This window comes from Streptomyces sp. SCSIO 75703, assembly GCF_036607905.1.
Taxonomy (GTDB): Bacteria; Actinomycetota; Actinomycetes; order Streptomycetales; family Streptomycetaceae; genus Streptomyces.
Window position 1 is genome coordinate 155,442 of sequence record NZ_CP144555.1, and the last position, 23,438, is coordinate 178,879.

Genomic DNA, 23,438 nt, shown 5'->3' on the forward strand with positions numbered 1-23,438 from the left:
TACACATGACGCCTAACCGTCACAACTACAGTGGCCGCCCCGGGCCCGCCGACAACGACACGGTCCTCGACGCCGTACGCGACTGCGTCCTCGCCGTCGGCGTCCGCCGCACGACCCTGACCGACGTGGCCCGCCGCGCGGGCGTCTCGCGCATGACGCTGTACCGGCGCTGGCCGGACGTGCGGTCGCTGGTCGGCGACCTCATGACCCGGGAGTGGATCGCGGTGGCCACCGGGGCCGTTCCCGGCCCCCGGCCGGGCACCGCCACCCGCACGCGGATCGTCGAGGGGCTGACCCGGGGGGTGGAGGCGTTCCGCGCCCACCCGCTGTTCCGGAAGATCGTCGACGTCGACCCCGAACTGCTCCTGCCCTACGTGCTCGACCGGCGCGGGGCCAGCCAGGACGCGGTGCTGGCGCTGCTGGCCGACACGCTGCGGGAGGGCCACGCCGACGGGTCGGTGCGCGCCGCGCACCCCGAGCGGCAGGCGCGGTCCGTGCTGCTGGTCGTCCAGTCCTTCGCCCTGTCGCTGCGGACCATGGCCGACGAGGACGACACCGACCTGACCTCCGCGGCCCTCCTCGGGGAACTGCGGACCATCCTGGAGAGGACCCTCGCCCCATGAGCCCCGCCTCCACCGCCCCCGGACGCTTCTCCCTCTCGGCCGCCCGGCGCGCGCGCGAGCTGTCCCGGACCGTCGGCGGCCCCGTCGTGGACGTCCTGGTGGTGGGCCTCGGCGCGACCGGCGCGGGCGCCGCCCTGGACGCCGCCGCGCGCGGGCTGGACGTCGTCGCCGTGGACGCCCACGACCTCGCCTTCGGCACCTCGCGCTGGAGTTCCAAACTGGTCCACGGCGGGCTGCGCTACCTGGCCTCCGCCCAGTTCGACGTCGCCCACGAGAGCGCGGTGGAGCGCGGGGTGCTGATGGGGCGCACCGCGCCGCACCTGGTGCGCGCCCAGCCGTTCGTGCTGCCGCTGACGCCGCTCGTCTCGCGAGGGCAGGCCGCGCTGGCCTGGGCCGGCTTCCGGGCCGGGGACGCGCTGCGGCTCGCGGCGCGCACGCCCCGGAGCACGCTGCCCGCGCCGCGCCGGCTCTCCGCGGTGGAGGCCCGCCACCTCGCCCCGGCGCTGCGCCCGGACCGGCTGCGCGGCGGGCTGCTCTCCTGGGACGGGCGGCTCACCGACGACGCCCGCCTGGTGACCGCGCTGGCCCGCACGGCCGCCGGGCACGGGGCGCGGGTGCTGACCCGGGTGCGGGCGCTGGAGCTGACCGGGTCGGGCGCGCGGGTGCGGGACGAGCTGACCGGGGAGGAGGGCGAGATCCGGGCCCGCGCGGTGATCAACGCCTCCGGGGTGTGGGCGGGCGGCCTGGTGGACGGCATCCGGGTCCGCCCCTCGCGCGGCACCCACCTGGTGCTGCGCTCCGAGTCCCTGGGCCGGCTGCCCGCGGGAGTGCACGTGCCGGTCCCCGGGGAGACCAACCGCTTCGTCCTGGTGCTGCCCCAGGGCGACGGCCGGGTCTACGTGGGGCTCACCGACGAGCCGGTGGACGAGGTTCCGGACGTGCCCGAAGCACCCGAGACGGACATCGGCTTCCTCCTCGACGTCCTCGGCTCGGTGCTGGACGCGGCGCCGCGCCGGGAGGACGTGGTGGGCGCCTTCGCCGGACTGCGCCCCCTGCTGGACACCTCCGGGGCCGAGGACGGGGGCACCGCGCCGCGCACGGCCGACGTCTCCCGGCGGCACGCCGTGCTCACCTCGTCCCAGGGGGTGGTCACGGTGGTCGGCGGCAAGCTCACCACCTACCGCCGGATGGCCGAGGACGCCGTGGACGCCGCCGTCGCCGCCCGCGCGCTGGCGGCCGGCCCCTCCCGCACCGCCGCGCTGCCCCTGGTCGGCGCCGCCGCCCCGCGCGCGCTGGCCGCGCTGCGGGCACCGCGCCGGCTGGTGGGCCGCTACGGCACCGAGGCGCCCGCCGTGCACGCGCCGGCGGTCCGCGACCCCCGGCTCGCCGAGCCGGTGCTGCCGGGCCACCCGGTGACCGGGGCGGAGGTGCTGTGGGCACTGCGCCACGAAGGGGCGCTGGACGAGGCCGACCTGCTGGACCGGCGGACCCGGATCGGGCTGGTGCCCGAGGACCGGGCCGCCGCGCTGGACGGGGTGCGCGCGCTGATGGACGAGGCCGCGGCCCTCGGCGGGGCCTGAACCCCGACGCCCGGGGCCGGGCCCCGGAGCCAACCGGCATCTCGCCGGACGGGCCCGGGGCGGGCGCCCGGGGGCGGTGCCTCGCGGCCGGGGGCACGGGCGGGGACCGGGCCGCGTGCTCGCACCCGTACCCGCCCGCCCTCGTGACCGTCCTCGCCCTCGTCCGGGGCGGGAACCGACGGGTCAGGCGCCCGGTCCGGTACCCCCGGCGGCCCTGCCGACCTCCTGCTCGATCGACTCGATGCTCTGGCGGGAGCCGTCCTCCTCCTCTTCCTTCACGTACTCGGTCATCGCCGTCCGCACGTCCCGGTCCAGGTCGCGCCAGGCCCGGAGGGCGGTCTCGTACGTGTGCGACTGCCGTGCGGTCCACTGCTGCTGGGTGGGGGGCCCGTAGGAGTCGCGCAGCTCCTCGACCCGGTGGTACGCCTGGTCCGCCGCGCGACGCTTGTGCACGAGCTCCTCGAATGTGTGTGCCACACAAAACGAGACTAGACAGCCCTCGGCGATCCCGCGCGTCGAGCCGTCCCGGGCCGTGCCGGCGCCTTGTCCACAGGGGCCCCGGCGGGCCCGCAGGTCCGTACGCTGTCGACCCGGCGGCGCGCGGGCCCGGCGGGCGGCGGGGGCGGGGGAAGCGGGGCGGGCTCGGGGCGGGCGGCGTCGCCGGAGCGGCTGCCGGTCACCCGCGGCACGACGGACGACGGCTTCCGCCCGGTCGTCCCGCCGGGGAGGCCGGCCTCGACGGCTGCGGCCGGCTCCGGGACGTGCCGCTCCCCTCGGTGGGCTCGGCGCCGGGCACGGTGATCGACTGCGGCGAGGCGTTCTTCCTCGACTCCCGCGGGATCGACGTGCCGCCATCCGCTCACCGGGCCGCGACGGAGCGCGGTGTCCGGTTGCGGCCGGCCGCGCTCCGTGAGCCGGTGCGGCGTGTCCTCGCCCTGGTGGACCCGGACGGCGCCGATCTCCCGCCACCCCGGATCACCGTCCTACCTCCACCGGACTCCACCACCGTGGTCACGGTGGTGTCCGTGGCGCCGGGTCCGTGCGCCGGAGTCGTACGCCGGAGTCGTACAGAGCCTCACCGTCCGGTACGGGGCCGGGTGTGCGAGGGCCGCCCCGCGGCACCTCGCCCTGCGCACCGCGGCGGCCCCCGCCCCGGCCCTGCCCCGACGTCCGCCGGGCAGCGCCCCGTTCGGACACCGCGGACCGCCCGGCCCGGACGCCCGGCCCGGACCGCGAGGACGTTTCGGACGCCATGGACCCGGCCCCGTGCCCGTGCCTTGGGGGCGGACGGACGCGGGGCCGGGAGCCTCGCACGGGTCCGGCCGGCAGCGCGCGCGTCGGGAGCGCGGGCCGGCCGGACGGCGGGCGGGTCAGGAGGCGGTGCAGGCCCCGACGACGGGGGCGGCGTTGCTGCCGTTCTTGCCGACGGTGAACCCGAAGCTGGTCGAGGCCCCGGCGGCGAGGGAGCCGTTCCAGGCCGGCCGGACCGTCATGACGTCGCCGCCGGCGTCCCAGGCGGGCGAGCCGTTCCAGACGGACTGGGTCTTCTGCGGCGGGGTCAGGGTGACGGTGGTCTGCCAGGAGCTGATCGCGCGGTCGCCGGCGGTGATGGTGACCTCGCCGTTGTAGCCGCCGTCCCAGTCCGCGGTCCGGGTGTACGTGGCCTTGCAGGTGGCCGTACCGTCGCCCGGGGTGCCGCCGTCACCGCCGCCGGGGGCGCCGCCGAGGGCGGCGAGTACGGCGTCGTAGGCGGGCTTCTTCGTGTAGTTGCCGTCGAAGAGGAGCGGGGTGCCGCCGCTGCGCCAGGAGTACTTGTCGGTGACGCCCCACACCGTCAGGCCCGTGCAGCGGCTGACGGCCATGCACGCCTTGACCACGGTGGCGTAGTTGGCGGCCTGGGCGCTGCCGGAGCCCTCGATGTCCAGCTCGGTGATCTGCACGTCGACGCCGAGGTCGGCGAAGCGCTGGAGGTTGGCCTGGTAGTCCGCCGGGACCGGGGAGGCGGGGTTGAAGTGGGACTGGAAGCCGACGCAGTCGATGGGCACGCCGCGGGCCTTGAAGTCCTTGACCATGGCGTAGACGGCGTTGCTCTTCGCGTTGACGCCGTCGGTGTTGTAGTCGTTGTAGCAGAGCTTGGCCGCCGGGTCGGCGGTGCGGGCGGCGCGGAACGCCTCCTCGATGAAGCCGTCGCCCAGCTTGTCCTGGAAGGGCGAGCTGCGGCGGGCGCCGCTCCCGCCGTCCTGGAACGCCTCGTTGACGACGTCCCAACTGTGGATCCGGCCCTTGTAGTGGTCCATGAGCCGGGCGATGTGGTTGTTCATCGCCGAGCGCAGCTCGGAGGCTCCCAGGCCGCCCACCCAGGAGGGCAGTTGGGAGTGCCAGACCAGGGTGTGGCCGCGCACCTGCATGCCCTGGCCACGGGCGTGGGTGACGATCTGGTCGGCGGAGCCGAAGGTGAAGGTGTTCCGGCTCGGCTCGATCGCGTCCCACTTCATCTCGTTCTCCGGCGTCACGGAGGAGAACTCGCGGTCCAGGGTGGCCGCGTACGCGGACTCGCCGAGGTGGTTCGCGGCGACGGCGGTGCCGAAGTAGAGCCCCTTGCCGGCCGCCGCCGAGCCGAGCGTGTCGGCGGCCTCGGCGCTGTGCGCGGCGGCCGTCAGCGCGGTCGCGGCGACGAAGCCGGCCGTGACGGCCCTCGCCAGCCGCCTCCGGACCATTCCAGTCATGCCCATGTCATTCCTTTCCTCGTTGTACCCCACGGGGTGCTATGGAAGGACGGGGAGCGCGAAACTTTCGGGGATGTTTCGGAATGTCGCGGAGGAGGTTACGGACTCCCACCTCGGAGGTCAACGGCCGTGACAGCGTGGCCGATAATGCCCGTCCGGCGGGCGACCACGGTGACGAAGGAGGGAAGATCGCGGGGAGCGGTGGCGAAACTTTCGAGCCGGGCGGCCGGCCAGGAAACACGAGATGCGGGAGCATCCGGCACCTCCGTGACACGACAACCCACCACTCGAACGGACGCACACCGGTACGGAAACCGGCCCGCCCGACACCGCGCGGACGCCCGCCGGACACCGCGCGGGGGCCGGACGGGCCTCCGCGGCAGGGGCTCCCCCGCGGCACCCCCTTCCCGTGAGCGCCTCTCGCCCCACGCGGCGCGGCGGTGTAGACATGTGCTCATGGTCCGACTGAGGGGTCGATCGGGAGATCGGTCGTCCCGTCGTCCCAGCGGTTCGCGCGCTCGGGAGCGGTGGGATGAGGACCGGCCACGGCGGACTGGGACCGCGGGGCGGCCGGGACGTGCCGCCGCACTGCGCCGGGTGCTCGGCAGACGCAGCGTGGCCGGGCAGGTCTTCGTACTCAACATCGCCATCGTGCTGCTGCTCGTCGTCGCGGCGGCCGTGTCCCTGCTGCTCCAGGTGCGCCGCGACAGCACCGCCGACGCCCGCAACCGGTCCCTCGCCGTCGCCTCGTCCTTGGCCAACTCCCCCGGCCTGCGGGAGGCGCTCGACGCCCCCGACCCCTCGTCGGTGCTCCAGCCGCGCGCCGAGGCGGTGCGCAAGGCCACCGACGTGGACTTCGTCGTCGTCCTCGATCCGCGGGGCATCCGCTACACCCACCCCAAGCCCGACCGCATCGGCAAACGCTTCGTGGGCGACATCGGGCCCGCGCTCGCCGGGCGGACCGTCACCGAGGAGGTCGACGGGACCATCGGACGGCTCGTGCAGGCCATCGTGCCCGTGCAGGCGCCCGACGGCAGGGTGGTCGCCATGGTGTCGGCCGGCATCACCACGGAGAACGTCGGCGGCGCCGCCGAGCGGCAACTGCCCCTGGTGCTGATCGCCGCCGGCGTCGGCCTCGTCCTGGCCACCGCCGGGACCGCCCTGGTCAGCCGGCGCCTGCTCCGCCAGACGCACGGGCTCGGTCCGCACGAGATGACCCGGATGTACGAGCACCACGACGCGGTCCTGCACGCCGTCCGCGAAGGCGTCCTCATCGTCGGCGGCGAGGGCCGGCTGCTGCTCGCCAACGACGAGGCCCGCCGCCTGCTGGACCTGCCCGAGGACGCCGAGGGCCGCCACGTGCGCGAACTGGGCCTGCCGGAGGACATCGCCGGACTGCTGGAGTCCGGGCGGGCCGCCACCGACGAGGTGCACCTGGTCCGGGAGCGGCTGCTCGCCGTCAACCAGCGCTCCACCGGCGCCCGCGGCGGGCCGCCCGGCAGCGTCGCCACCCTGCGCGACTCCACGGAACTGCGCGCCCTCTCCGGCCGGGCCGACACCGCACGGGAACGCCTCGACATGCTGTACGACGCGGGCGTGGGCATCGGCACCAGCCTCGACGTGACCCGCACCGCCGAGGAGCTGACCCGGCTCACCACCCCCCGGTTCGCGGACTACACCACCGTCGACCTCTACGACTCCGTCCTCGACGGCGGCCGGCCCGAGTCGGTCACGCCGCTGCGCCGCACCGCGCGCGACGGCGTCCACCGCGACGCGCCCCTCTACCCGGTGGGCCGGCAGATCCGCTTCGTGGACGTCTCCCCGCAGGGCGAGTCGCTGCGCACCGGCCGTGCCGTCCTCGAACCCCGCCTCGACCTGGCCCCCGGCTGGCACGAGCAGGACGCGGAGCGGGCCGCGCGGGTGGTGGGGTACGGCGTCCACTCGCTGATCACGGTGCCGCTGCGGGCGGGCTCCCTGATACTCGGGGTGGTGAGTTTCTGGCGGTCGCGCCAACCCGAGCCGTTCGACACCGACGACCTGGCCCTCGCCGAGGAACTGGTCGCGCGGGCCGCCGTCTCCATCGACAACGCGCGCCGCTACACCCGCGAGCACAGCATGGCGGTCGCCCTCCAGCGCAGCCTGCTGCCGCGCAGCCTGCCCGAGCAGAACGCGCTGGACATCGCCTACCGGTACCTGCCGGCGCAGGCGGGGGTGGGCGGCGACTGGTTTGACGTGCTGCCGCTGTCCGGCGCGCGCGTCGCCCTGGTGGTGGGCGACGTGGTGGGGCACGGGCTGCACGCCGCGGCCACCATGGGGCGGCTGCGGACCGCGGTGCACAACTTCTCCGCGCTGGACCTGCCCCCCGACGAGTTGCTCGGCCTCCTCGACGAACTCGTCGCCCGCATCGACCAGCAGGAGAACGGCGACCCCACCGGCTCCCCGGTCACCGGGGCGACCTGCCTGTACGCGGTCTACGATCCGGTCGCCGGGACCTGCGAGGTGGCACGGGCCGGGCATCCGCCGCCGGTCGTGGTCGGGCCCGACGGCGTCGTGGACTTCCCCGAGGTGCCGGCCGGCGTGCCGCTGGGCGTGGGCGGCCTGCCGTTCGAGTCCGCCGAGCTGCGGCTCGCGGCGGGCAGCCGGCTGGTGCTCTACACGGACGGGCTGCTGGAGGACCGGGAGCACGACCTCGACGTGGGTCTGGCGCGGGTGCGCCGGGCCCTGGAGGAGTCCGGCGACTCGCCCGAGGAGACCTGCCGGGCCGTCCTGGAGGCACAGTTGCCGGAGCGGCCGACGGACGACATCGCCCTGCTGGTCGCCCGGACCCGGGTGCTCGGCGCCGACCGGGTCGCCGAGTGGGGCGTGCCGTCCGATCCGGCGGCGGTCGCCGAGGTGCGTTCCCGGGTGACGCGGCGGCTGACCGCGTGGGGGCTGGACGAGCTGGTGTTCACCACGGAGCTGATCCTGAGCGAGCTGGTCACCAACGCGATCCGGTACGGCGGGGAGTCGGTGCACGTCCGGGTGGTGCGGGACACGAGCCTCATCTGTGAGGTGTTCGACAGCAGCAGCACCTCGCCGCACCTGCGGTACGCGGCGATGACCGACGAGGGCGGGCGCGGGCTGTTCCTGGTCGCGCAGCTCTCCGAGCGCTGGGGCACCCGTTACACGCCGGCCGGCAAGGTCATCTGGGCCGAGCAGCCGCTGCCCTGAGCGGGTGCGGGGTCCCGTACGCCGGGGGCTCGCGGGCGGGGCGGGGCCCGTGCGGTCGGCCGGCTCCGGCGCGCGTACGCCTCCAGGCCCGCGGCGGAGCCTGCGATATCCGCACGTGTCCGACCTCGCCCGGATTGCCCGCGGCGCGGTCGGGTAGCCCCTCTCCCACGGGGCGCCCCTCCCGTCCGCCCCCGGCACCTCGCCCGCCCGGCAGCTTGGAGACCCCGTGCGCCACCCGTCCCCCGGTCCGGCACGCCCCGCGGACGGCCCGCGCCGCGCCCTGCTCACCCTGGTCTGCGCGGGTCTACGGCGACAGGTACCGCATCGGCTGACCGGCCTGGCGGCACCCCGGACGGCGCCCCCCGCCGCGGCTCCCGGCCGGCGTGCGCCGACACGGCACGGGCCCGCACGGCACGGGCCCACACGGCGCGGGGCGACACGGCGCGGGCCGCGGACCGGTCGCCTGCCGGTCCCGCGGCCCGCGGGCGTGTTCCGTCGCCCCTCTCCGGGGGAGGGTCAGTGCCGGAACGTGTCCTTGCCCTTCTCCTTGGCCTGGCGGGCGTCGCCCTTCGCCTGCTCGGCGCGGCCCTCGGCCTCCATGCGCTCGTTGCCGACGGCACGGCCGGCGGCTTCCTTGGCCTTGCCCTTGGCCTGTTCCATCCGGGACTTGGACTTCTCGTTGCCGGCCACAGTCGCTCACCTCTCGGTGTTGGCTTCGTTTGACGGCGTGCGGGTCACCAGCTCCGGCCCGCTCAAACATGCCGGGCCCCGCGAGCCCGGCGTGATCCCGACGAAAGGGCCTAGCCGTGACCGGCGTGGGTGTGGCTGTGGGAGGTCTCCGGCGGGCAGTGCCGGTGGCCGGCGGCGCGGTCCCGGCGCCAGTCGAGGACGGCGACGGCGAACGCGCACCCCATGGCCGCCAGCCCGCAGCCGATGGCCAGCGCCACGGCCCCGTGGTAGTCGTCGCTCGTCGCGCTCAGCGTCAGGTAGAAGAGCCCCGGCAGGGCCGCCGTGCCCACGGCGCCGCCGAGCCGCTGCCCCGTCTGGAGCGCGCCGCCCGCCGCGCCCGCCATGCGTACCGGCACGTCGCGCAGGGTCATGGTGACGTTCGGGGAGATCACGCAGCCGCTGCCGAGGCCGCCGACGAGCAGGGCCGGGGCGGCGTACCAGGCGGCCCGGTCCGCGGGGGCGAGCCAGAGCACCACGGCGGTGGCGCCGAGCCCGGCCATGACGGCGACGAGTCCGCACACCGTGAGGAGCCGCCCGAAGCGCTCCACCAGCCGCCCGGCGACGGCGGCGGCGACGGCGGAGCCGACGGCGAAGGGCGTCACCGCGAGGCCCGACATGAGCGGCGAGAAGCCCAGCCCGTTCTGGAAGAAGAGGGCGAAGACCAGCCAGACGCCGCTGAAGCCGACGAAGTAGAGGGCGCCCAGTCCCGCGCCGGTCGCGTAGCCGCGGGTCTCGGTCAGGAGTCCGGGGTCCAGCAGGGGCGCTCCGCCGCGCCGCACGGTCCGCCGCTCCCAGCCGGCGAAGAGGAACAGCACCAGCACTCCGGCCGGGAAGAGCCACCACAGGCGCCGCACGCCGCCCGCGTCGGCGAGGACCAGCGGCAGCATCAGGGCGAGGATGCCGGTGCCGAGGAGGCAGACGCCGACGGGGTCCAGGCGTCCCCGGCCGCCGGGGGCGACGCGGGGCAGCAGGCGGGCGCCGAGCAGGAGCGCGACGACGCCGATGGGGACGTTGACGTAGAAGATCCACCGCCAGCCGTGGGCGCCGTGGGCCAGGGCGAGGATGAGGCCGCCGACGACCGGGCCGACGGCGCTGGAGACGCCGACGGTGGCACCGAAGAGACCGAAGGCCCGGCCGCGTTCCTCGCCCTGGAAGAGCTGCTGGATCAGGGCGGAGTTCTGCGGGGCGAGGCAGCCGGCGGCGACGCCCTGGGCGAGGCGGGCGACGACGAGGAGTCCGATGGTGGGGGCGGCGCCCGCGCCGGCGCTGCACACCACGAAGGCGGCGAGGGCGAGCAGGAAGACCCGGCGCCTGCCGAAGGCGTCGCCGACCCGGCCGGCGGTGACCAGGATCAGGGCGAAGGCCAGGGCGTAGCCGGAGACGACCCACTGGACGGCGGCGGCCGAGGCGTGCAGCTCGCGTTGCATGGAGGGCAGCGCGACGGCGACGATGGTGACGTCGAGGAGGATCATGAACCCGGCGACCAGGGTCACCCACAGGGCCCGCCAGCGGTTCGGATCGGGGCCTTCCCCGTGCGGCACCTGGCCGCGCCCGCGTCCGCCCGCCCGGGTGCCGAGGTTCACGGGGACTCCCTTCGCCGCCGCCGGCGCGGCCACCCGCGCCTCACGGCTGCGTCACCCGGTGCCGCCGCTTCAAACACCAAAGCCGGACTGAGAGGACCCATAAGGCTGCCTTATGGGGCCATAGACCGGACCCGCGTACCGACTTAGGCTTGCCTTAGTTTAAGATTTCCTCCGAGATCGCTCTGTCATCGATCGCACTGTCATCGCTCGAAGGGAACCTGACCATGCCCCGCCCTCTGCGGGTAGCCATCGTGGGCTCCGGCCCGGCCGGGATCTACGCCGCCGACGCCCTGCTCAAGTCCGAGGTGGCCGCCGAACCCGGTGTTTCCATCGACATCTTCGAGCGCATGCCCGCCCCGTTCGGGCTCATCCGCTACGGCGTCGCCCCCGACCACCCCCGGATCAAGGGCATCATCACCGCCCTGCACCAGGTGCTCGACAAGCCGCAGATCCGGCTCTTCGGCAACGTCGACTATCCGACCGACATCAGCCTGGACGACCTCCGGGCCTTCTACGACGGTGTGATCTTCGCCACCGGCGCCATGGCCGACCGCGCGCTGTCCGTGCCGGGCATCGACCTGGACGGCTCGTACGGCGCGGCCGACTTCGTCTCCTGGTACGACGGCCACCCGGACGTGCCGCGCACCTGGCCGCTGGAGGCGGAGAAGGTCGCCGTGCTCGGCGTCGGCAACGTCGCCCTGGACGTGGCCCGCGTGCTCGCCAAGACCGCCGACGAGCTGCTGCCCACCGAGATCCCGGGCAACGTGTACGAGGGCCTGAAGGCGAACCGGGCGCGGGAGATCCACGTCTTCGGGCGGCGCGGTCCGGCGCAGGCGAAGTTCAGCCCGATGGAGCTGCGGGAGCTGGACCACTCCCCCAGCATCGAGGTGATCGTCGACCCCGAGGACATCGACTACGACGAGGGCTCGATCGCGACCCGGCGCGGCAACAAGCAGGCCGACATGGTCGCCAAGACCCTGGAGAACTGGGCGATCCGCGACGCCGGCGACCGGCCGCACAAGCTGTACCTGCACTTCTTCGAGTCCCCGACCGAGATCCTCGGCGAGGACGGGAGGGTCGTGGGCCTGCGCACCGAGCGCACGGAGCTGGACGGCACGGGCAACGTCAAGGGCACCGGCACCTTCAAGGACTGGGACGTCAGCGCCGTCTACCGCGCCGTCGGCTACCTCTCCGACCCGCTGCCCAAGCTGCCCTGGGACCTCGACTCGGGCACCGTCCCGGACGAGGGCGGGCGCGTCATCGAGGAGACCGGCGAGCACCTGCGGTCGACGTACGTCACCGGCTGGATCCGGCGCGGTCCGGTGGGCCTGATCGGGCACACCAAGGGCGACGCCAACGAGACGGTCGCCAGCCTGCTCGACGACTACGCCCACGAGCGGCTGCTGACGCCCGCCTCGCCCGCCCCGGAGGCCGTGGACGCCTTCCTGGCCGAGCGGAACGTCCGCTTCACCACCTGGGACGGCTGGTACCGGCTGGACGCCGCGGAGAAGGCGCTGGGCGAGCCGCACGGCCGGGCCCGCGTGAAGCTCGTCGAGCGCGAGGACATGCTGCGCGAGAGCGGCGCCTGAGGCACCGGCGCGACCGCGACGGCACCGGCCGGGGCCCGGTGGGAGAGATCCCGCCGGGCCCCCGGCCGTCCTGGCGCCGGGTGGGCTCAGATCTCCAGCTCGCTCTCGATCCGCCGCATCTGGTGGCGGGCCATCGCCAGGTTGGCGCGGTGGGAGTCGAGCACCAGATACAGGAAGAGGCCGTTGCCGCCGCGGCCCTTGAGCAGGCGGATCAGGTGGTACTGGTTGCTGAGGGTGATGAGGATGTCCTCGATCTCCTCCTTCAGGCCGAGGTGCTCCATGGTGCGCAGCTTGGAGCGCACGACGTCGGTGTTGCCGGCGGCGGCGACCTCCAGGTTGAACTCCTTGCCGCCGCCGAGGGTGCCGAGCGCCATGCCACTGGTGTAGTCGACCAGGGCGGCGGCGGTGGCGCCGTCGATGGAGCTGAGGCATTCCTTGAGCGAGGTCTCCAGGTTGGCCATGCGTGCTCTTCCTTTCCTGACGTGATCGATGAGTGATCAGTACATGACGGTGCGTGATCGGCGAGGGGCGTGCTGAGCCCACTCCGCCGAGGCGCGTCGGGGACGGTTCAGGTCGGCCGACGGTGGCCGTCGGCCTGGGGGACGGGCTGGTGGGCGGGGTGCGCCGGGGTGCGCACCGGCAGGGTGCCGATGGGCCGGGCGGGGTCCGCGGGCAGGGCCGCGCCGTTGCCGTGCGCAGGGGGTGACCGGCGTGCGGGGGCCGGGCCGCGTTCGGGGGCGAGGCGGGCCGCGACGAGTTCGCCGATGCGGGCACCGCTGCGCCGGCCCTCCAGGTGGAGACGGCCCACGTTGACCCGGCCCTCGGCGAGCAGGGTGAGCACGGCGGCCGGGCCGGCGGCGTAGGTCGCGACGTAGCCGTCGGCCCCGCGCAGCAGCAGTTCGCAAAATCCGCCACGCGCGGTGGCCTCCGCCATCCGGTGGGAGACACCGAGCGCGGCGGCCGTGAGCGCGGCGAGCCCCTCCGGTTCGGTGCCGGGCGCGTCGGCGGCCACGACGAGCCCGTCGACGGTGGCCGCGAGCGAGCCGGTGAGCTGGGGCACGCGGCTGCGCAGTCGGTGCAGTTCCTCCAGGACGTCGCTCTCGACGGCCATGATGAGCAGTCTCCTTTCGGCACGCTGGCGACGCGCGCGGATCACAGGGCCTCCAAGGCGTCTCGTAGCCGTCGCAGCAGGGCCGCGTCCGGGTCGTCCCATACGGCGGGCGGCGTGCCGGGGCCCGGCGGGGCCGGCGCGGGAGGCGGCGGAGCGGCGGTGACGAGCCCCGCGGCGGCGAGTCGACGCAGTTCGACGAGCGTGTGGTACGTGTGGCAGCCGAGCGCCGCCGCGATGTCCGCGGCGGTGCGGACGCCGTCGACCTGGGTCAGGGTCCGGCCGCGCCGGGCCGGGAGGTCGGCGGGGTCCGCCTCGGGCACCCGGGTGAGCGGCACGGTGTCCAGGGCGGGGTCCGGCCAGATGCGCTCCAGCAGGTCGCGGCGGCGCCGGGATTCCCGTACGACGCTGTCGACCGGCACGGAGCGGACCGCGCCGAGCCAGTGCGCCGCGCCGGACCGGAAGCGGTGCGCCCGGCTGTCGTGGGCGAGGACGAAGTACGCGGCGTCGAACAGCGCCCCCAGGTGGCAGACCTCGAGCGCGCCCGCGGCGAGCCGCCCGCTGTCCACGAGGTGGTGACCGGCCCGGTGCCGGGCCCCGCCCTCGTCGACCGCGTCCCACCAGCCGTCCGGCGTGAGGGCGCCGCTCCGGGTGAGCAGCGCGCCGAGGTCCGGGGTGAAGGCCGACTCCACGTGCACGACCCGGCCGGCGGCGAGGTGGACGACGCCCCGCTCGCCGGAGAGGGCGCCGGTCGCGCCCTCGCGGGCCAGTGCGCCGAGGGCGTCCGAGGTGGTCCCGTGCGCGGTCCAGGCGGTGCTCACCCGGGTCATCCGAGCACCAGGCGGTCCGCCAGCTCGGCCAGCCGGATGCGGGCCAGGGCCAGGTTCCCGTCGTGACGGTCCAGCCACAGATGGAGGAAGACGGTGCTGTCGAAGGGCGTGCTCACGTACCGGAGCAGGTGGTACGCGTCCGGTGTGGTGACGATCAGGTCCTCCACCGGAGGTTCCGCCTCGGGCACGGCACCGTCCGCGCCGACGGCCAGCGATCCGCTCTCGGCGACCTGGCGGGCCAGCTCGGCGGTCTCGGCGGCCGTCGCCTCCGCGTCGCCGCCCGGCGCCTCCCCCACGGCGCCGAGGGCGAGACCGCTGATCCAGTCCACCAGGGACGCGCCCCGTGCGCCGGGCAGTCGCATGGCTTCCAGCAGGCTCTCGTCGATTCCGGGCACGCCGGATTCCCCCTCCCCTGTCACGGCTGTACCGCGAACGTGACTGCGACACTACGGAAAGTGTCCGAGCGCGGTGAGTCCTTTGGCATTTTCCAGAGGAACGTGCGTGCGATGCGCCATACTGGCGGATTTCGGCCGCGTATCGGCCGGTTCCCGGGGAATCGCGGGCGGGGGGCCGCCCGGTGCGGACGGGCTCGCCCCAGGGCGGATGACGGGCGGACGGGAACGGCCTCGGGTGGGCGCCGCACACCCCGGGCGCGCGGAACGCCCCCGTGCGCCCGGGGCGCGCGGCGGCGTCGGGCGACGGCGCGGGCTCCGGCCCCGGCTCGGCGAGGCCCGGCCCGGCCGGTCCCGGGGCGCCTGGTGCCACATGGGCGGTACGGGCGGGGGTACTCGGCGGTCATGACTGGCAAGACCCCTGAACCACGGGACGACCGGGAACACCGCGAGAGCCGGGACGGCCGGGACGACACCCCGCCCATGGAGCGCCGCGAGCGGGAGCGCGCGGCGTCCCGCCCCTTCACGTACCGGTATCCGCAACGCCGCGCGGGCGTGCGGGCCACGCGCCGGGTGAGCCGGGCGCGAGCCGACGCGGAACGGGTGCCGGGCGTGCCCGGCGGCTACGGCTCCACCGGCGGAGGGCAGCCCGGCGGCGGCGGTACGCCCCGGGCGGGCGAGGACACGGCCGACGAGTCCGGTGTCACGGACATCGTGGGCGGCCGTCCGGACCGCCCCTCCACCCGCCGGGCCGGCGGCCGCTGAGGACGGGTCCGGCGGGCGGGGCGTTCGCCCGTCCGGGGGAGCCCCGCGGGCGTGGGGCTCGGTGGCGGTCCGCCGTGCCCCGGGCCGGGCGGGCCTGGCGAGCGCAGGTCACCGGGGTGGGCGGGACGCGAGGGCGGCCGGGGAACGGGGTCGCGACACGCCCGGGTGGCAGCCCCCCGCGTGGGGGACGCTGATCAGCGGCGACGATACTGGACATTCACCCTGCCCCTGCCTCCCCTTGGACTCATGCCCACCTCTCGTACCGCCCGCCCCACGACTCCGCCCACGCTGTGGACGGCTCGCGGCCGCCATGTCGGATCGGCCGCGGAGGACACCGTCCGGCACACCCTGGAACGGCTCAGGGAGAGCCGCGCGCTCGACGACTTCACGGAGCTGCCCGAGGAGCCCCGGCAGGACGGCGGTCCCGGCCCCCGCGTCTTCGAGGCCCGCTGGCGGGCCCCTGGGGACGTCACCGTACGGGCCCGGCTCCTGCTGGAACCGGCCTCGGCGGGCGGTCAGGTGTGGACGCTCCTCGCGGAGGCCGAGGAGCCCTGGGACCTCGGGTGGCCGTCGCCCGCGACGATGTTCTGGCCGGACGACCCGGACGTCACCTGGGACCGGGACACCGCGACGGGGCTGCGGCTGCGCGGGATCAACAACCTCCCCGAGGACGACAAGACCGCCCGGCGGCTGCTCAAGGACGCCGCGCGCAGCCCATGGAACATCCACGTGGTCGTGCACGAGGCGATGACCCCCGACCACCGGGGCCGGGTGCCGCTGGCCGGGTGGCTGCCGGCGAGCCTGCGCCACCTCGTGGTCGAGCACCGCGCCGCCCCGCAGCAGTTGCGGGTGGTCAACTGGGCCCTGGACGACCTCGGCGTCGAGGTGCCGCGCGGCGGCGCCGCCGTCCTGCCCGGCTCCCCCGCGCCCGAGGGGTACGCCGCCCCCGGTTTCCGGGTGCGCAGCGTCTTCCTGGACGGCACCGAGCCCGCCGAGCTGATCGCGGCGGTGTCGGCGTTCGCCGCGTTGCCCCGGCCCCTGACCGGGGACGTGGGGACGGCCCTGACCGGGCTCCGGGAGGACTGGCGGCTGCTGACGCTGGAGGAGGAACTGGCCCGCGAGCGCAGGCTGGTGGCCATGTACGCGGAGGCGCTGGAGGCCATGACGCGGTCTCGGGACCTGTACCGGGAGGCGGCCGAGAGCGCGGGCGAGGCCCTGGCGGCCTACCGGGAGTCCGCCGGGGTCGCCCCCGGCGGCGCGCGGAGGCCGGCGCCGCCCGCCGGGTCGCCGTTCAAACAGCTCGGCCGTGCCCTGGAGCGCTTCCGGATGCCCGGCAAGGCGGCCCGCCCGGCCCCCGCGCGGCTCCCTGCCACGCCCGCCGAGCCGGGCGAACCGAACGAACCGAATGAACCGAACGAACCAGACGCCCTGGGCGGGGCGCCCGCCCGCGGTGAAGAGCCGGACACGCGGGCCACCCGGGACACGGCGCCCGGCCGCGGCGAGCGGGACGAGCCGGGCGAGCGGGACACCTCGGCCGGCTGACGCCCCCGCGAGGCCCGCCCGGGGCCTGGCCGCACGGACCGCGGCAGGCCGCCCCTCCCGGCTCGCGGGCCCCGGGCCCCGCCCGAGGGCGGAGCGGCCGGGCCCCCGCTGAGGGCACCCTCACGTGTCAGCCGGGGCTCGGTGGATACGCGGACGGCACAGCCGCACGGCCCGTCCCGGGAGGTCACCGACGCCATGGACAGCCAGCACGACAGCGCCGCACCCGCGCCCCGCCCCGCCGAGGCCCCGCACTCGGAGGTCACCCTGCGGGTCGACGGCAAACCGCACACGCTCACCGTCGACCACCGACGCGTCCTGCTGGACCTCCTGCGCGAGGACCTGGGGCTGATCGGTGCCAAGGAGGGCTGCGACCACGGCCAGTGCGGCGCCTGCACGGTCCTGGTCGACGGCCGCCGCGTCAACGGCTGCCTCCAGCTCGCCGTGGCCCTGGACGGCAGCGAGGTCACCACCGTCGAGGGGCTCGGCGCGGACGGCGAGGATCTGCACCCGTTGCAGCGGTCGTTCCTGGACCGCGACGCCTTCCAGTGCGGCTACTGCACCCCCGGCCAGATCTGCTCCGCCGTCGGCGCGCTCGCCGAGGCCGCCGCCGGGCACCCCTCGCACGTCACCGATCCGGCCGCGCCCTCCGGCGAACCCGTGCCGCTGGACCGCGCGGAGATCCGGGAGCGGATGAGCGGCAACCTGTGCCGCTGTGGCGCCTACCCGCGCATCGCCGACGCCATCGAGGACGTGATCCCGTGAAGCCCTTCGCCTACGTACGGGCGGGCAGCGTCGAGGAGGCCACCGACGCGTACGCCGCCCACCCCGGCGCCCGCTACCTGGGCGGCGGCACCAACCTGGTGGACCTGATGAAGCTCGGCGTGGAGTCGCCCGCCGCGCTCGTCGACGTCACCCGGCTCCCGCTCAGGTCGGTGGAGGAGCTGCCCGACGGGGCGCTGCGCGTCGGGGCGATGGTCCGCAACAGCGACCTCGCCGCCCACCCCGCCGTCCGCGACCGCTACCCGGTGCTGTCCCAGGCGCTGCTGGCGGGCGCCTCGGGGCAGTTGCGCAACGCGGCCACCACCGGCGGGAACCTGCTCCAGCGCACCCGGTGCCCGTACTTCCAGGACCCGTCCATGCCGTGCAACAAGCGGGTGCCCGGCAGCGGCTGCGGCGCGCTGGAGGGCGTCCACCGCGACCACGCCGTGCTCGGCTACTCGGGGAGTTGCATCGCCACCCACCCCTCCGACATGGCCGTCGCGCTGGCCGCCCTCGACGCCCGCGTGGAGCTGTACGGCAGCGGGGGCGCCCGCACCGTGCCCGCCGCGGAGTTCCACCGGCTGCCCGGCAACCATCCGGAGTGGGACACCGAGATCCGCCCCGGCGAGCTGGTGACGGGCGTGCTGCTGCCGGCCGGCACGGCGGGGCTGCCCTCGGCCTACCGCAAGGCGCGTGACCGGGCGTCGTACGCCTTCGCGCTGGCCTCCGTCGCCGCCGTGCTGGAGCTGTCCGACGGAGTGGTGGAGCGGGTGGGCCTCGCCTTCGGGGCGCTCGCGCACCGGCCCTGGCGGGCCCGGCGGGCGGAGGCGGCGCTGCGGGGCGCCGCGCCCACCCGGGCCGCGTTCGAGCACGCCCTCGAACTGGAGCTGGCGGACGCGGAACCGCTGCGGGACAACGCCTACAAGGTGCCGCTGGCCCGGCGGCTCGCCCTGGACGTCCTGGGCCGGCTGGCCCCGCCCGCCACGAACTGACCCGACCCGCCCCACAGCGGCGTCCCCGAGGAGGACCCATGACCGGTACCGAGACCGTGCTGGGCGCGCCCGCCGAGCGCCGGGAGGGGCGCGAGAAGGTCACCGGCGCCGCCCGCTACGCCGCCGAGTACGACCATCCGGGCCGGGCCCTGGCGTGGCCGGTGCCGGCGACGGTCGCCCGCGGCCGTGTGACCGCCGTCGACGCCCGGCCCGCGCTCGCCCTGCCGGGCGTGCTCGCGGTGCTCACCCACGAGAACGCGCCGCGGCTGGGCGAGCCGGACGATCCCACCCTGTCCGTGCTCCAGGACCCGCGGGTGCCGCACCGGGGCTGGTTCGTCGCGCTGGTCGTCGCCGAGACGCTGGAGGCGGCGCGGGACGGGGCCGCGGCGGTGCGGGTGCTCTACGAGGCGGCGGAGCACCACGTGACGCTGTCCGCCGCCGACCCGGAGGCGTACGTGCCCGAGACGGCGAACGGCGGGTATCCGGCCGTCACCGAGCACGGCGACCCGGACGGCGCGTTCGCCGCGTCGGCGACCCGGCTGGAGTGCGCGTACCGGGTGCCGCCGCTGCACAACCACCCGATGGAGCCGCACACCACCACCGCCCGCTGGGACGACGGCCGGCTGACGGCGTACACCTCCAGCCAGGGCACCAGCGCCGTCCGCGCCGAGCTGGCCCGGCTGTTCGCGCTGCCCGAGGAGCGGATCACGGTCCTGGCCGAGCACGTGGGCGGCGGCTTCGGCTCCAAGGGCACGCCCCGGTGCGACGTGGTGCTGGCGGCGATGGCCGCCCGGCACACCGGCCGGCCGGTGACGCTGGCGCTGCCGCGCCGCACCCTGCCGGCCGTGGTGGGGCACCGGGCGACGACCCTGCACCGGGTGCGGCTGGGCGCCGATACCGAGGGCCGGATCTCCGCGCTGACGCACGAGGTGACGACGTGCAGCTCGCGGGTGAAGGAGTTCGTGGAGCAGGCCGCGGTGCCCGCCCGGGTGATGTACGCGGCGCCGGACAGCCGGACCCGGCACCGGGTGGTGCGGCTGGACGTGCCCACGCCGTCCTGGATGCGCGCGCCGGGCGAGGCACCGGGCATGTTCGCGCTGGAGTCGGCCCTCGACGAGCTGGCCTGCGCGACGGGCGTGGACCCGGTGGAACTGCGGGTGCGCAACGAGCCGGAGACCGAGCCGGACAGCGGGAAGCCGTTCAGCAGCCGGCACCTGGTGGAATGCCTGCGGGAGGGGGCCCGCCGCTTCGGATGGGCCGGCCGGGACCCGCGCCCGCGCTCGGGTGCCGCCGGGCCGCTGCTGGTGGGCACCGGGGTGGCGGCGGCGACGTACCCGGTGCTGGTGTCGCCGTGCGTGGCGTCGGCGCGGGCGCTGCCCGACGGGGGCTTCCTGGTGCGGGTCAACGCCACCGACATCGGCACGGGGGCCCGGACGGTCTGCGCGCAGGTCGCCGCGGACGCGCTGGGCGTGCCCGCGGAGCGGGTGCGCATCGAGATCGGCGACAGCCGCATCGGGTTCGCGCCGATGGCCGGGGGCTCCGCGGGCACGGCGTCCTGGGGCTGGGCGGTGCACGAGGCGTGCGCCCGGCTCACGGAGCGGCTCGCCGCGCACACCGGCGTCCTGCCGGAGGAGGGGGTCGAGGCGAGCGCCGACACCTCGGACGCGGCGGGCGCGGCGAGCCCCTGGTCGCGGCACGCGTTCGGCGCGCACTTCGCCGAGGTGGCGGTCGACACGGTCACCGGGGAGGTGCGGGTGACGCGCCTGCTGGGCGTCTTCGCCGCGGGCCGCGTCCTCAACCCCCGTACGGCGCGGTCGCAGTTCGTCGGCGGGATGACGATGGGGCTCGGCATGGCGCTGACCGAGGGCAGCACGATGGACCCGGCGTTCGGCGGATTCGTCGAGTCGGACCTGGCCTCGTACCACGTGCCGGCGCACGCCGACGTGCCGTCGGTGGAGGCGCACTGGATCGAGGAGGACGATCCGCACCTCAACCCGATGGGCAGCAAGGGGATCGGCGAGATCGGCATCGTCGGCTCGGCGGCGGCCGTCGGCAACGCCGTCCACCACGCCACCGGCGTCCGCTTCCGGGAACTGCCGCTCACCCCCGACCGGGTCCTCACCGGTCTGCTCGACCACGCGCACGCCCCGGGGACGCTGGGCGTGTGAGGGCGCGTCCGCGCCGGGCCGCCTCGTGTGCGGGGCCCGGCGCGACCCGGTGTCAGTGCCGGTCCGCGGGGCGGGCCGTACGGGCCCACAGGGCGGCGAGCGCGGTCAGCGAGGCCGTGGCGGCGAGCGCCGAGGCCGCCCAGGCGGGCGCGAGCGTCAGCTCCAGCGCGCGGGCCACCGACCCCGAGGGGTGGGCGTTCCCGTACAGTCCGGCCGCGGCGGGCGCCGCCGGGAGCAGGGCCGCGAGGCCGAGCAGGGGGCCGGAGGGGCGGCCGGTCAGCAGCAGCGCGAGGGCCAGGCAGAGCGCGGACAGTGCCAGGACGACGGCGTAGGCGCGCACCGACATGCCGTGCCGGTGCAGCGGGAAGTGGGCCACTCCGCACGCGGCGAGGGCCGCCACGGCCCGGACGGCCTGGCGGGCACCGTCCGCGCCCGGTACCCGCCAGGTCCGCGGACCGGCGGTATCCCGTGGTCCGGCGTCGCCCTCGGGATCGGGTCCCGGGGGCGGCAGCGGGTGGGTGCCGGTGCCCGCGGCGGTGGCCCCGGAGGGCGGCGCGTCGTCCCGCGCCGCGAGGCTTCCGGTGTGGTGGGTGGCTGTCGAGCCGGTGGTCATGTGCTCTCCGTGGGATGGGAACCTGCGGCCGCTCCTGCGTCCCCGATGCGCGACACGCCTTGCGTGGCCCATTACGGGCGTGTCCGGCGCCGCGCGCCAGCCGGGAGGGGCCGGGCGGATGAGAGACTCGCCACGCACCCATGACGCGGGCCGCAGCGGGAATCCGCCGGATGACGCGCGTGTGCCCGGCACCGTGAGGAGGGGTGGGGTGGAGACGACCACAGTGGTGATCGCGGTCGCGGTGGTGCTCGCCGCGACGGCCCTGGCGGCGGCTGTGGCCGTGCTGGTGCGGCTGGTCCGCACCCGGCGCGACCTCCTGCGGGCCGGGCTGCCCACCGGCCCCCGCTGGGTGTTCTGGGGTGCCGTGCTCTATCTCCTCCTCCCCGCCGACCTGCTGCCCGATCCGGTCTATCTGGACGATGTCGGGGTGCTGTTGCTCGCCCTGCGTTCGATGCGCGGATCCCTCGGCGCACGCGAGCGCGCCGCGTCCGGCGGCGGGGACGTCGGCGGGAGGACCGGCACGGAACCGCCCCACGACTACGCTCCGTGAGGAAACCAATCACCCGTTCGATTCGTATAAGTCTCTGGGAGCCGAAGCACGTCGGCGCGCCAGGCGACGGCGCACCAGGGACCATCGCTTGCTCGGCCCGGCACCGACAAGGGAGAGACGATGCAACCGTTCGCGCTCAACTACGCACGACCGGCGGTGGAGTCGGACACCACCCCTCCGTACCTCTACGACCGCGGGATGCAGTTGAACCTGCTGTGTGACGGCCGGGTCGCGGCCCGCGACCACGCGCTGCTGCGGGAGCTGGGCACCACGACCTCCACCGCCGGGTCGAAGACCCACTTCGACGACTGACCACGGACCGCGCACGATGACCGTGTTGATCCTCACCTGTGAAGAGGACGTCACCGCCGACATGGTGGTGGTCCGTCTGAACGCCTCGGGCGTACCGGTGGTGCGGCTGGACCCGGCCGACCTGACCCGCTCCGTGGGGCTCTCCGCCGAGTTCGGGCACGGCTCCCTGCGGGGCCGTCTCGCCACGGACGGACGGCTGGTGGACCTGGCGGCGCTGCGCTCGGTGTGGGTGCGGCGGCCGGGCGGCGCGGCGAGCGGCGCCGCCCACCCCTCCGCGTGGCTGACCGAGGAGTCCTCACAGGCGCTGTACGGGGTGCTCCGGGGCACCGGTGCCCGCTGGATGAACGATCCGGACGCAGCGCACCGGGCCCGGTACAAGCCCTGGCAGTTGCGGCTGGCCCAGCGCTGCGGGCTGCCGGTGCCGGCCACGCTGATCACGACGTTCCCGGGGGCGGCGCGGGAGTTCGCCGACCGCTATCCGGACCTCGTGGTCAAGCCGGTCTCCGGGGCGCATCCGCAGGACCCGCCGAGGGCGGTGCCGACGAGCAGGGTGCCGCCGGGGGCGGACTTCTCCGCCGTCGCCCACGGTCCGACGCTGCTGCAGCGCCGGGTGGTCAAGCGGGCGGACATCCGGCTGACCGCGGTCGGCGGGCGGCTGTTCGCGGCCCGCACGTCCGTCCTGTCGCCGGGCGATCAGGAGGTGGACGTCCGGTTCGCCGCGTCGCGCGAACCGTGGCGGCCCACCGCGGTGCCCCGGTACGCGGCCGACGGGGTCCGCGCCTATCTGCGCGAGGCGCGACTGGCCTACGGGGCCTTCGACTTCGCCGAGGACGGAGAGGGCACCTGGTGGTTCCTGGAGTGCAACCAGTCGGGACAGTTCGGTTTCGTGGAGGTGGACACGGGCCAGCCGATCGCCCGCACGATCGCCGAGTGGCTGGCGCGTCCGGGTGCGGAGCGGCCGGCGACCGCCCCCCGCACCCGGACGACGGCGTGCTGACCCGGGGCGCTACCCCGGGCGGCACCGCCGTCCGCCGCCGGTCAGGCGGGACGCGGTCCGGGCAACAGGGCGGTGCGCTGCCAGCCGGCGCCCGGGGAGGGAGGGCGCTCGGTGCCGGGCAGGTGGCCGGGGGCGTGCGGTGATCGCAGGACGACCTCCAGTTCCCGGTGCACTCGCTCGGCCTCCCGGCGCACCTGCGTGGGCACGTCGCCGCATTCGGCGACGAGTCGGTCGTAGATGGGGGAATCCTGGAACACCCGTCAACGCGCCTTTCGTGTCGTTCGCCCCCGCTCGGGGCGCGACTGAGCAGTCTAGGCGCCCCGCTGAGCGGTCGCGCCCATTCCGCCGAGGCGGGCGGTCCGCGCGCACG

General features: G+C 75.8%; 22 protein-coding genes. 12 read left to right on the top strand and 10 right to left on the bottom strand.

The features are described from left to right. Positions 1-5 precede the first annotated feature (5 nt). Both VM636_RS00715 and VM636_RS00720 read left to right on the top strand, forming a co-directional pair. Entirely contained in the window at positions 6-623 is a 618-nt protein-coding gene (locus tag VM636_RS00715; protein ID WP_030420494.1) for a TetR/AcrR family transcriptional regulator, read from the top strand. Beyond that, positions 620-2,203 carry a glycerol-3-phosphate dehydrogenase/oxidase gene (locus VM636_RS00720; protein WP_030420493.1) on the top strand — a complete coding sequence of 528 codons (1,584 nt, stop codon included), beginning with the start codon at positions 620-622 and terminating at the stop codon, positions 2,201-2,203. The genes VM636_RS00715 and VM636_RS00720 overlap by 4 nt, the downstream gene beginning before the upstream one ends. Positions 2,204-2,386: 183 nt before the next feature. Here VM636_RS00720 and VM636_RS00725 read toward each other — a convergent pair whose 3' ends face one another. Together VM636_RS00725 and VM636_RS00730 are read right to left on the bottom strand one after the other, a co-directional pair. Beyond that, the gene (locus tag VM636_RS00725; RefSeq protein WP_030420492.1) at positions 2,387-2,680 is read right to left on the bottom strand and encodes a hypothetical protein; all 294 of its coding nucleotides are present in this window, start codon (positions 2,678-2,680) and stop codon (positions 2,387-2,389) included. Between the two features lie 893 nt (positions 2,681-3,573). Then, entirely contained in the window at positions 3,574-4,929 is a 1,356-nt protein-coding gene (locus tag VM636_RS00730; RefSeq protein ID WP_338482914.1) for an endo-1,4-beta-xylanase, read from the bottom strand. Positions 4,930-5,385: 456 nt separating this feature from the next. Here VM636_RS00730 and VM636_RS00735 point away from each other — a divergent pair, with 456 nt between their 5' ends. Further along, the gene (locus tag VM636_RS00735; protein WP_338482916.1) at positions 5,386-8,139 is read left to right on the top strand and encodes a SpoIIE family protein phosphatase; all 2,754 of its coding nucleotides are present in this window, start codon (positions 5,386-5,388) and stop codon (positions 8,137-8,139) included. Positions 8,140-8,655: 516 nt separating this feature from the next. Here the strand turns inward: VM636_RS00735 and VM636_RS00740 are convergent. Both VM636_RS00740 and VM636_RS00745 read right to left on the bottom strand, forming a co-directional pair. Continuing rightward, positions 8,656-8,829: a CsbD family protein gene (locus VM636_RS00740; RefSeq protein WP_078855938.1), complete on the bottom strand. Its 174-nt coding sequence runs from the start codon at positions 8,827-8,829 to the stop codon at positions 8,656-8,658. A 110-nt stretch (positions 8,830-8,939) separates the two neighbouring features. Then, positions 8,940-10,451 (bottom strand): MFS transporter, encoded by a 1,512-nt coding sequence (locus tag VM636_RS00745; RefSeq protein ID WP_030420489.1) that lies wholly within the window; start codon positions 10,449-10,451, stop codon positions 8,940-8,942. Between the two features lie 224 nt (positions 10,452-10,675). Between VM636_RS00745 and VM636_RS00750 the strand changes: the two genes are divergently transcribed. Further along, positions 10,676-12,040 carry an FAD-dependent oxidoreductase gene (locus VM636_RS00750; protein ID WP_030420488.1) on the top strand — a complete coding sequence of 455 codons (1,365 nt, stop codon included), beginning with the start codon at positions 10,676-10,678 and terminating at the stop codon, positions 12,038-12,040. An 86-nt stretch (positions 12,041-12,126) separates the two neighbouring features. On the opposite strand, the gene VM636_RS00755 is transcribed toward VM636_RS00750, so the two are convergent. The 4 genes from VM636_RS00755 to VM636_RS00770 form a co-directional block, all read right to left on the bottom strand. Continuing rightward, positions 12,127-12,501, bottom strand: a complete 375-nt coding sequence (locus tag VM636_RS00755; RefSeq protein WP_030420487.1) for a hypothetical protein — start codon at positions 12,499-12,501, stop codon at positions 12,127-12,129. Positions 12,502-12,608: 107 nt separating this feature from the next. Beyond that, positions 12,609-13,151, bottom strand: coding sequence for a roadblock/LC7 domain-containing protein (locus VM636_RS00760; protein WP_030420486.1), 543 nt, complete (start codon positions 13,149-13,151; stop codon positions 12,609-12,611). A gap of 41 nt (positions 13,152-13,192) precedes the next feature. Further along, the gene (locus VM636_RS00765; protein ID WP_030420485.1) at positions 13,193-13,978 is read right to left on the bottom strand and encodes a hypothetical protein; all 786 of its coding nucleotides are present in this window, start codon (positions 13,976-13,978) and stop codon (positions 13,193-13,195) included. After that, positions 13,975-14,373 (bottom strand): hypothetical protein, encoded by a 399-nt coding sequence (locus tag VM636_RS00770; protein ID WP_030420484.1) that lies wholly within the window; start codon positions 14,371-14,373, stop codon positions 13,975-13,977. The genes VM636_RS00765 and VM636_RS00770 overlap by 4 nt, the downstream gene beginning before the upstream one ends. Positions 14,374-14,775: 402 nt before the next feature. Here VM636_RS00770 and VM636_RS00775 point away from each other — a divergent pair, with 402 nt between their 5' ends. From VM636_RS00775 to VM636_RS00795, 5 genes are all read left to right on the top strand, one after another. Then, positions 14,776-15,135, top strand: coding sequence for a hypothetical protein (locus VM636_RS00775; protein WP_037858260.1), 360 nt, complete (start codon positions 14,776-14,778; stop codon positions 15,133-15,135). Between the two features lie 246 nt (positions 15,136-15,381). Further along, entirely contained in the window at positions 15,382-16,677 is a 1,296-nt protein-coding gene (locus tag VM636_RS00780) for a hypothetical protein (protein ID WP_234312595.1), read from the top strand. Positions 16,678-16,872: 195 nt separating this feature from the next. Beyond that, the gene (locus VM636_RS00785) at positions 16,873-17,439 is read left to right on the top strand and encodes a 2Fe-2S iron-sulfur cluster-binding protein (RefSeq protein ID WP_338482923.1); all 567 of its coding nucleotides are present in this window, start codon (positions 16,873-16,875) and stop codon (positions 17,437-17,439) included. Beyond that, positions 17,436-18,428 (top strand): xanthine dehydrogenase family protein subunit M, encoded by a 993-nt coding sequence (locus tag VM636_RS00790; protein ID WP_030420480.1) that lies wholly within the window; start codon positions 17,436-17,438, stop codon positions 18,426-18,428. The genes VM636_RS00785 and VM636_RS00790 overlap by 4 nt, the downstream gene beginning before the upstream one ends. 38 nt (positions 18,429-18,466) lie before the next feature. Further along, the gene (locus tag VM636_RS00795) at positions 18,467-20,596 is read left to right on the top strand and encodes a xanthine dehydrogenase family protein molybdopterin-binding subunit (RefSeq protein ID WP_030420479.1); all 2,130 of its coding nucleotides are present in this window, start codon (positions 18,467-18,469) and stop codon (positions 20,594-20,596) included. A 52-nt stretch (positions 20,597-20,648) separates the two neighbouring features. Here VM636_RS00795 and VM636_RS00800 read toward each other — a convergent pair whose 3' ends face one another. Further along, positions 20,649-21,209 (bottom strand): hypothetical protein, encoded by a 561-nt coding sequence (locus VM636_RS00800; protein ID WP_030420478.1) that lies wholly within the window; start codon positions 21,207-21,209, stop codon positions 20,649-20,651. 208 nt (positions 21,210-21,417) lie between these two features. On the opposite strand from VM636_RS00800, the gene VM636_RS00805 reads away from it, so the two are divergent. From VM636_RS00805 to tgmB, 3 genes are all read left to right on the top strand, one after another. Next, the gene (locus VM636_RS00805; protein ID WP_037858257.1) at positions 21,418-21,759 is read left to right on the top strand and encodes a DUF1232 domain-containing protein; all 342 of its coding nucleotides are present in this window, start codon (positions 21,418-21,420) and stop codon (positions 21,757-21,759) included. Between the two features lie 120 nt (positions 21,760-21,879). Next, positions 21,880-22,071 (top strand): putative ATP-grasp-modified RiPP, encoded by a 192-nt coding sequence (tgmA, locus tag VM636_RS00810; protein ID WP_030420476.1) that lies wholly within the window; start codon positions 21,880-21,882, stop codon positions 22,069-22,071. A gap of 16 nt (positions 22,072-22,087) precedes the next feature. After that, complete coding sequence (gene tgmB / locus VM636_RS00815) at positions 22,088-23,068, top strand: ATP-grasp ribosomal peptide maturase (protein ID WP_338482925.1); 981 nt, start codon at positions 22,088-22,090, stop codon at positions 23,066-23,068. Positions 23,069-23,109: 41 nt separating this feature from the next. Here the strand turns inward: tgmB and VM636_RS00820 are convergent, their stop codons facing one another. Next, positions 23,110-23,325 (bottom strand): hypothetical protein, encoded by a 216-nt coding sequence (locus tag VM636_RS00820; protein ID WP_030420474.1) that lies wholly within the window; start codon positions 23,323-23,325, stop codon positions 23,110-23,112. Positions 23,326-23,438: the final 113 nt, after the last annotated feature.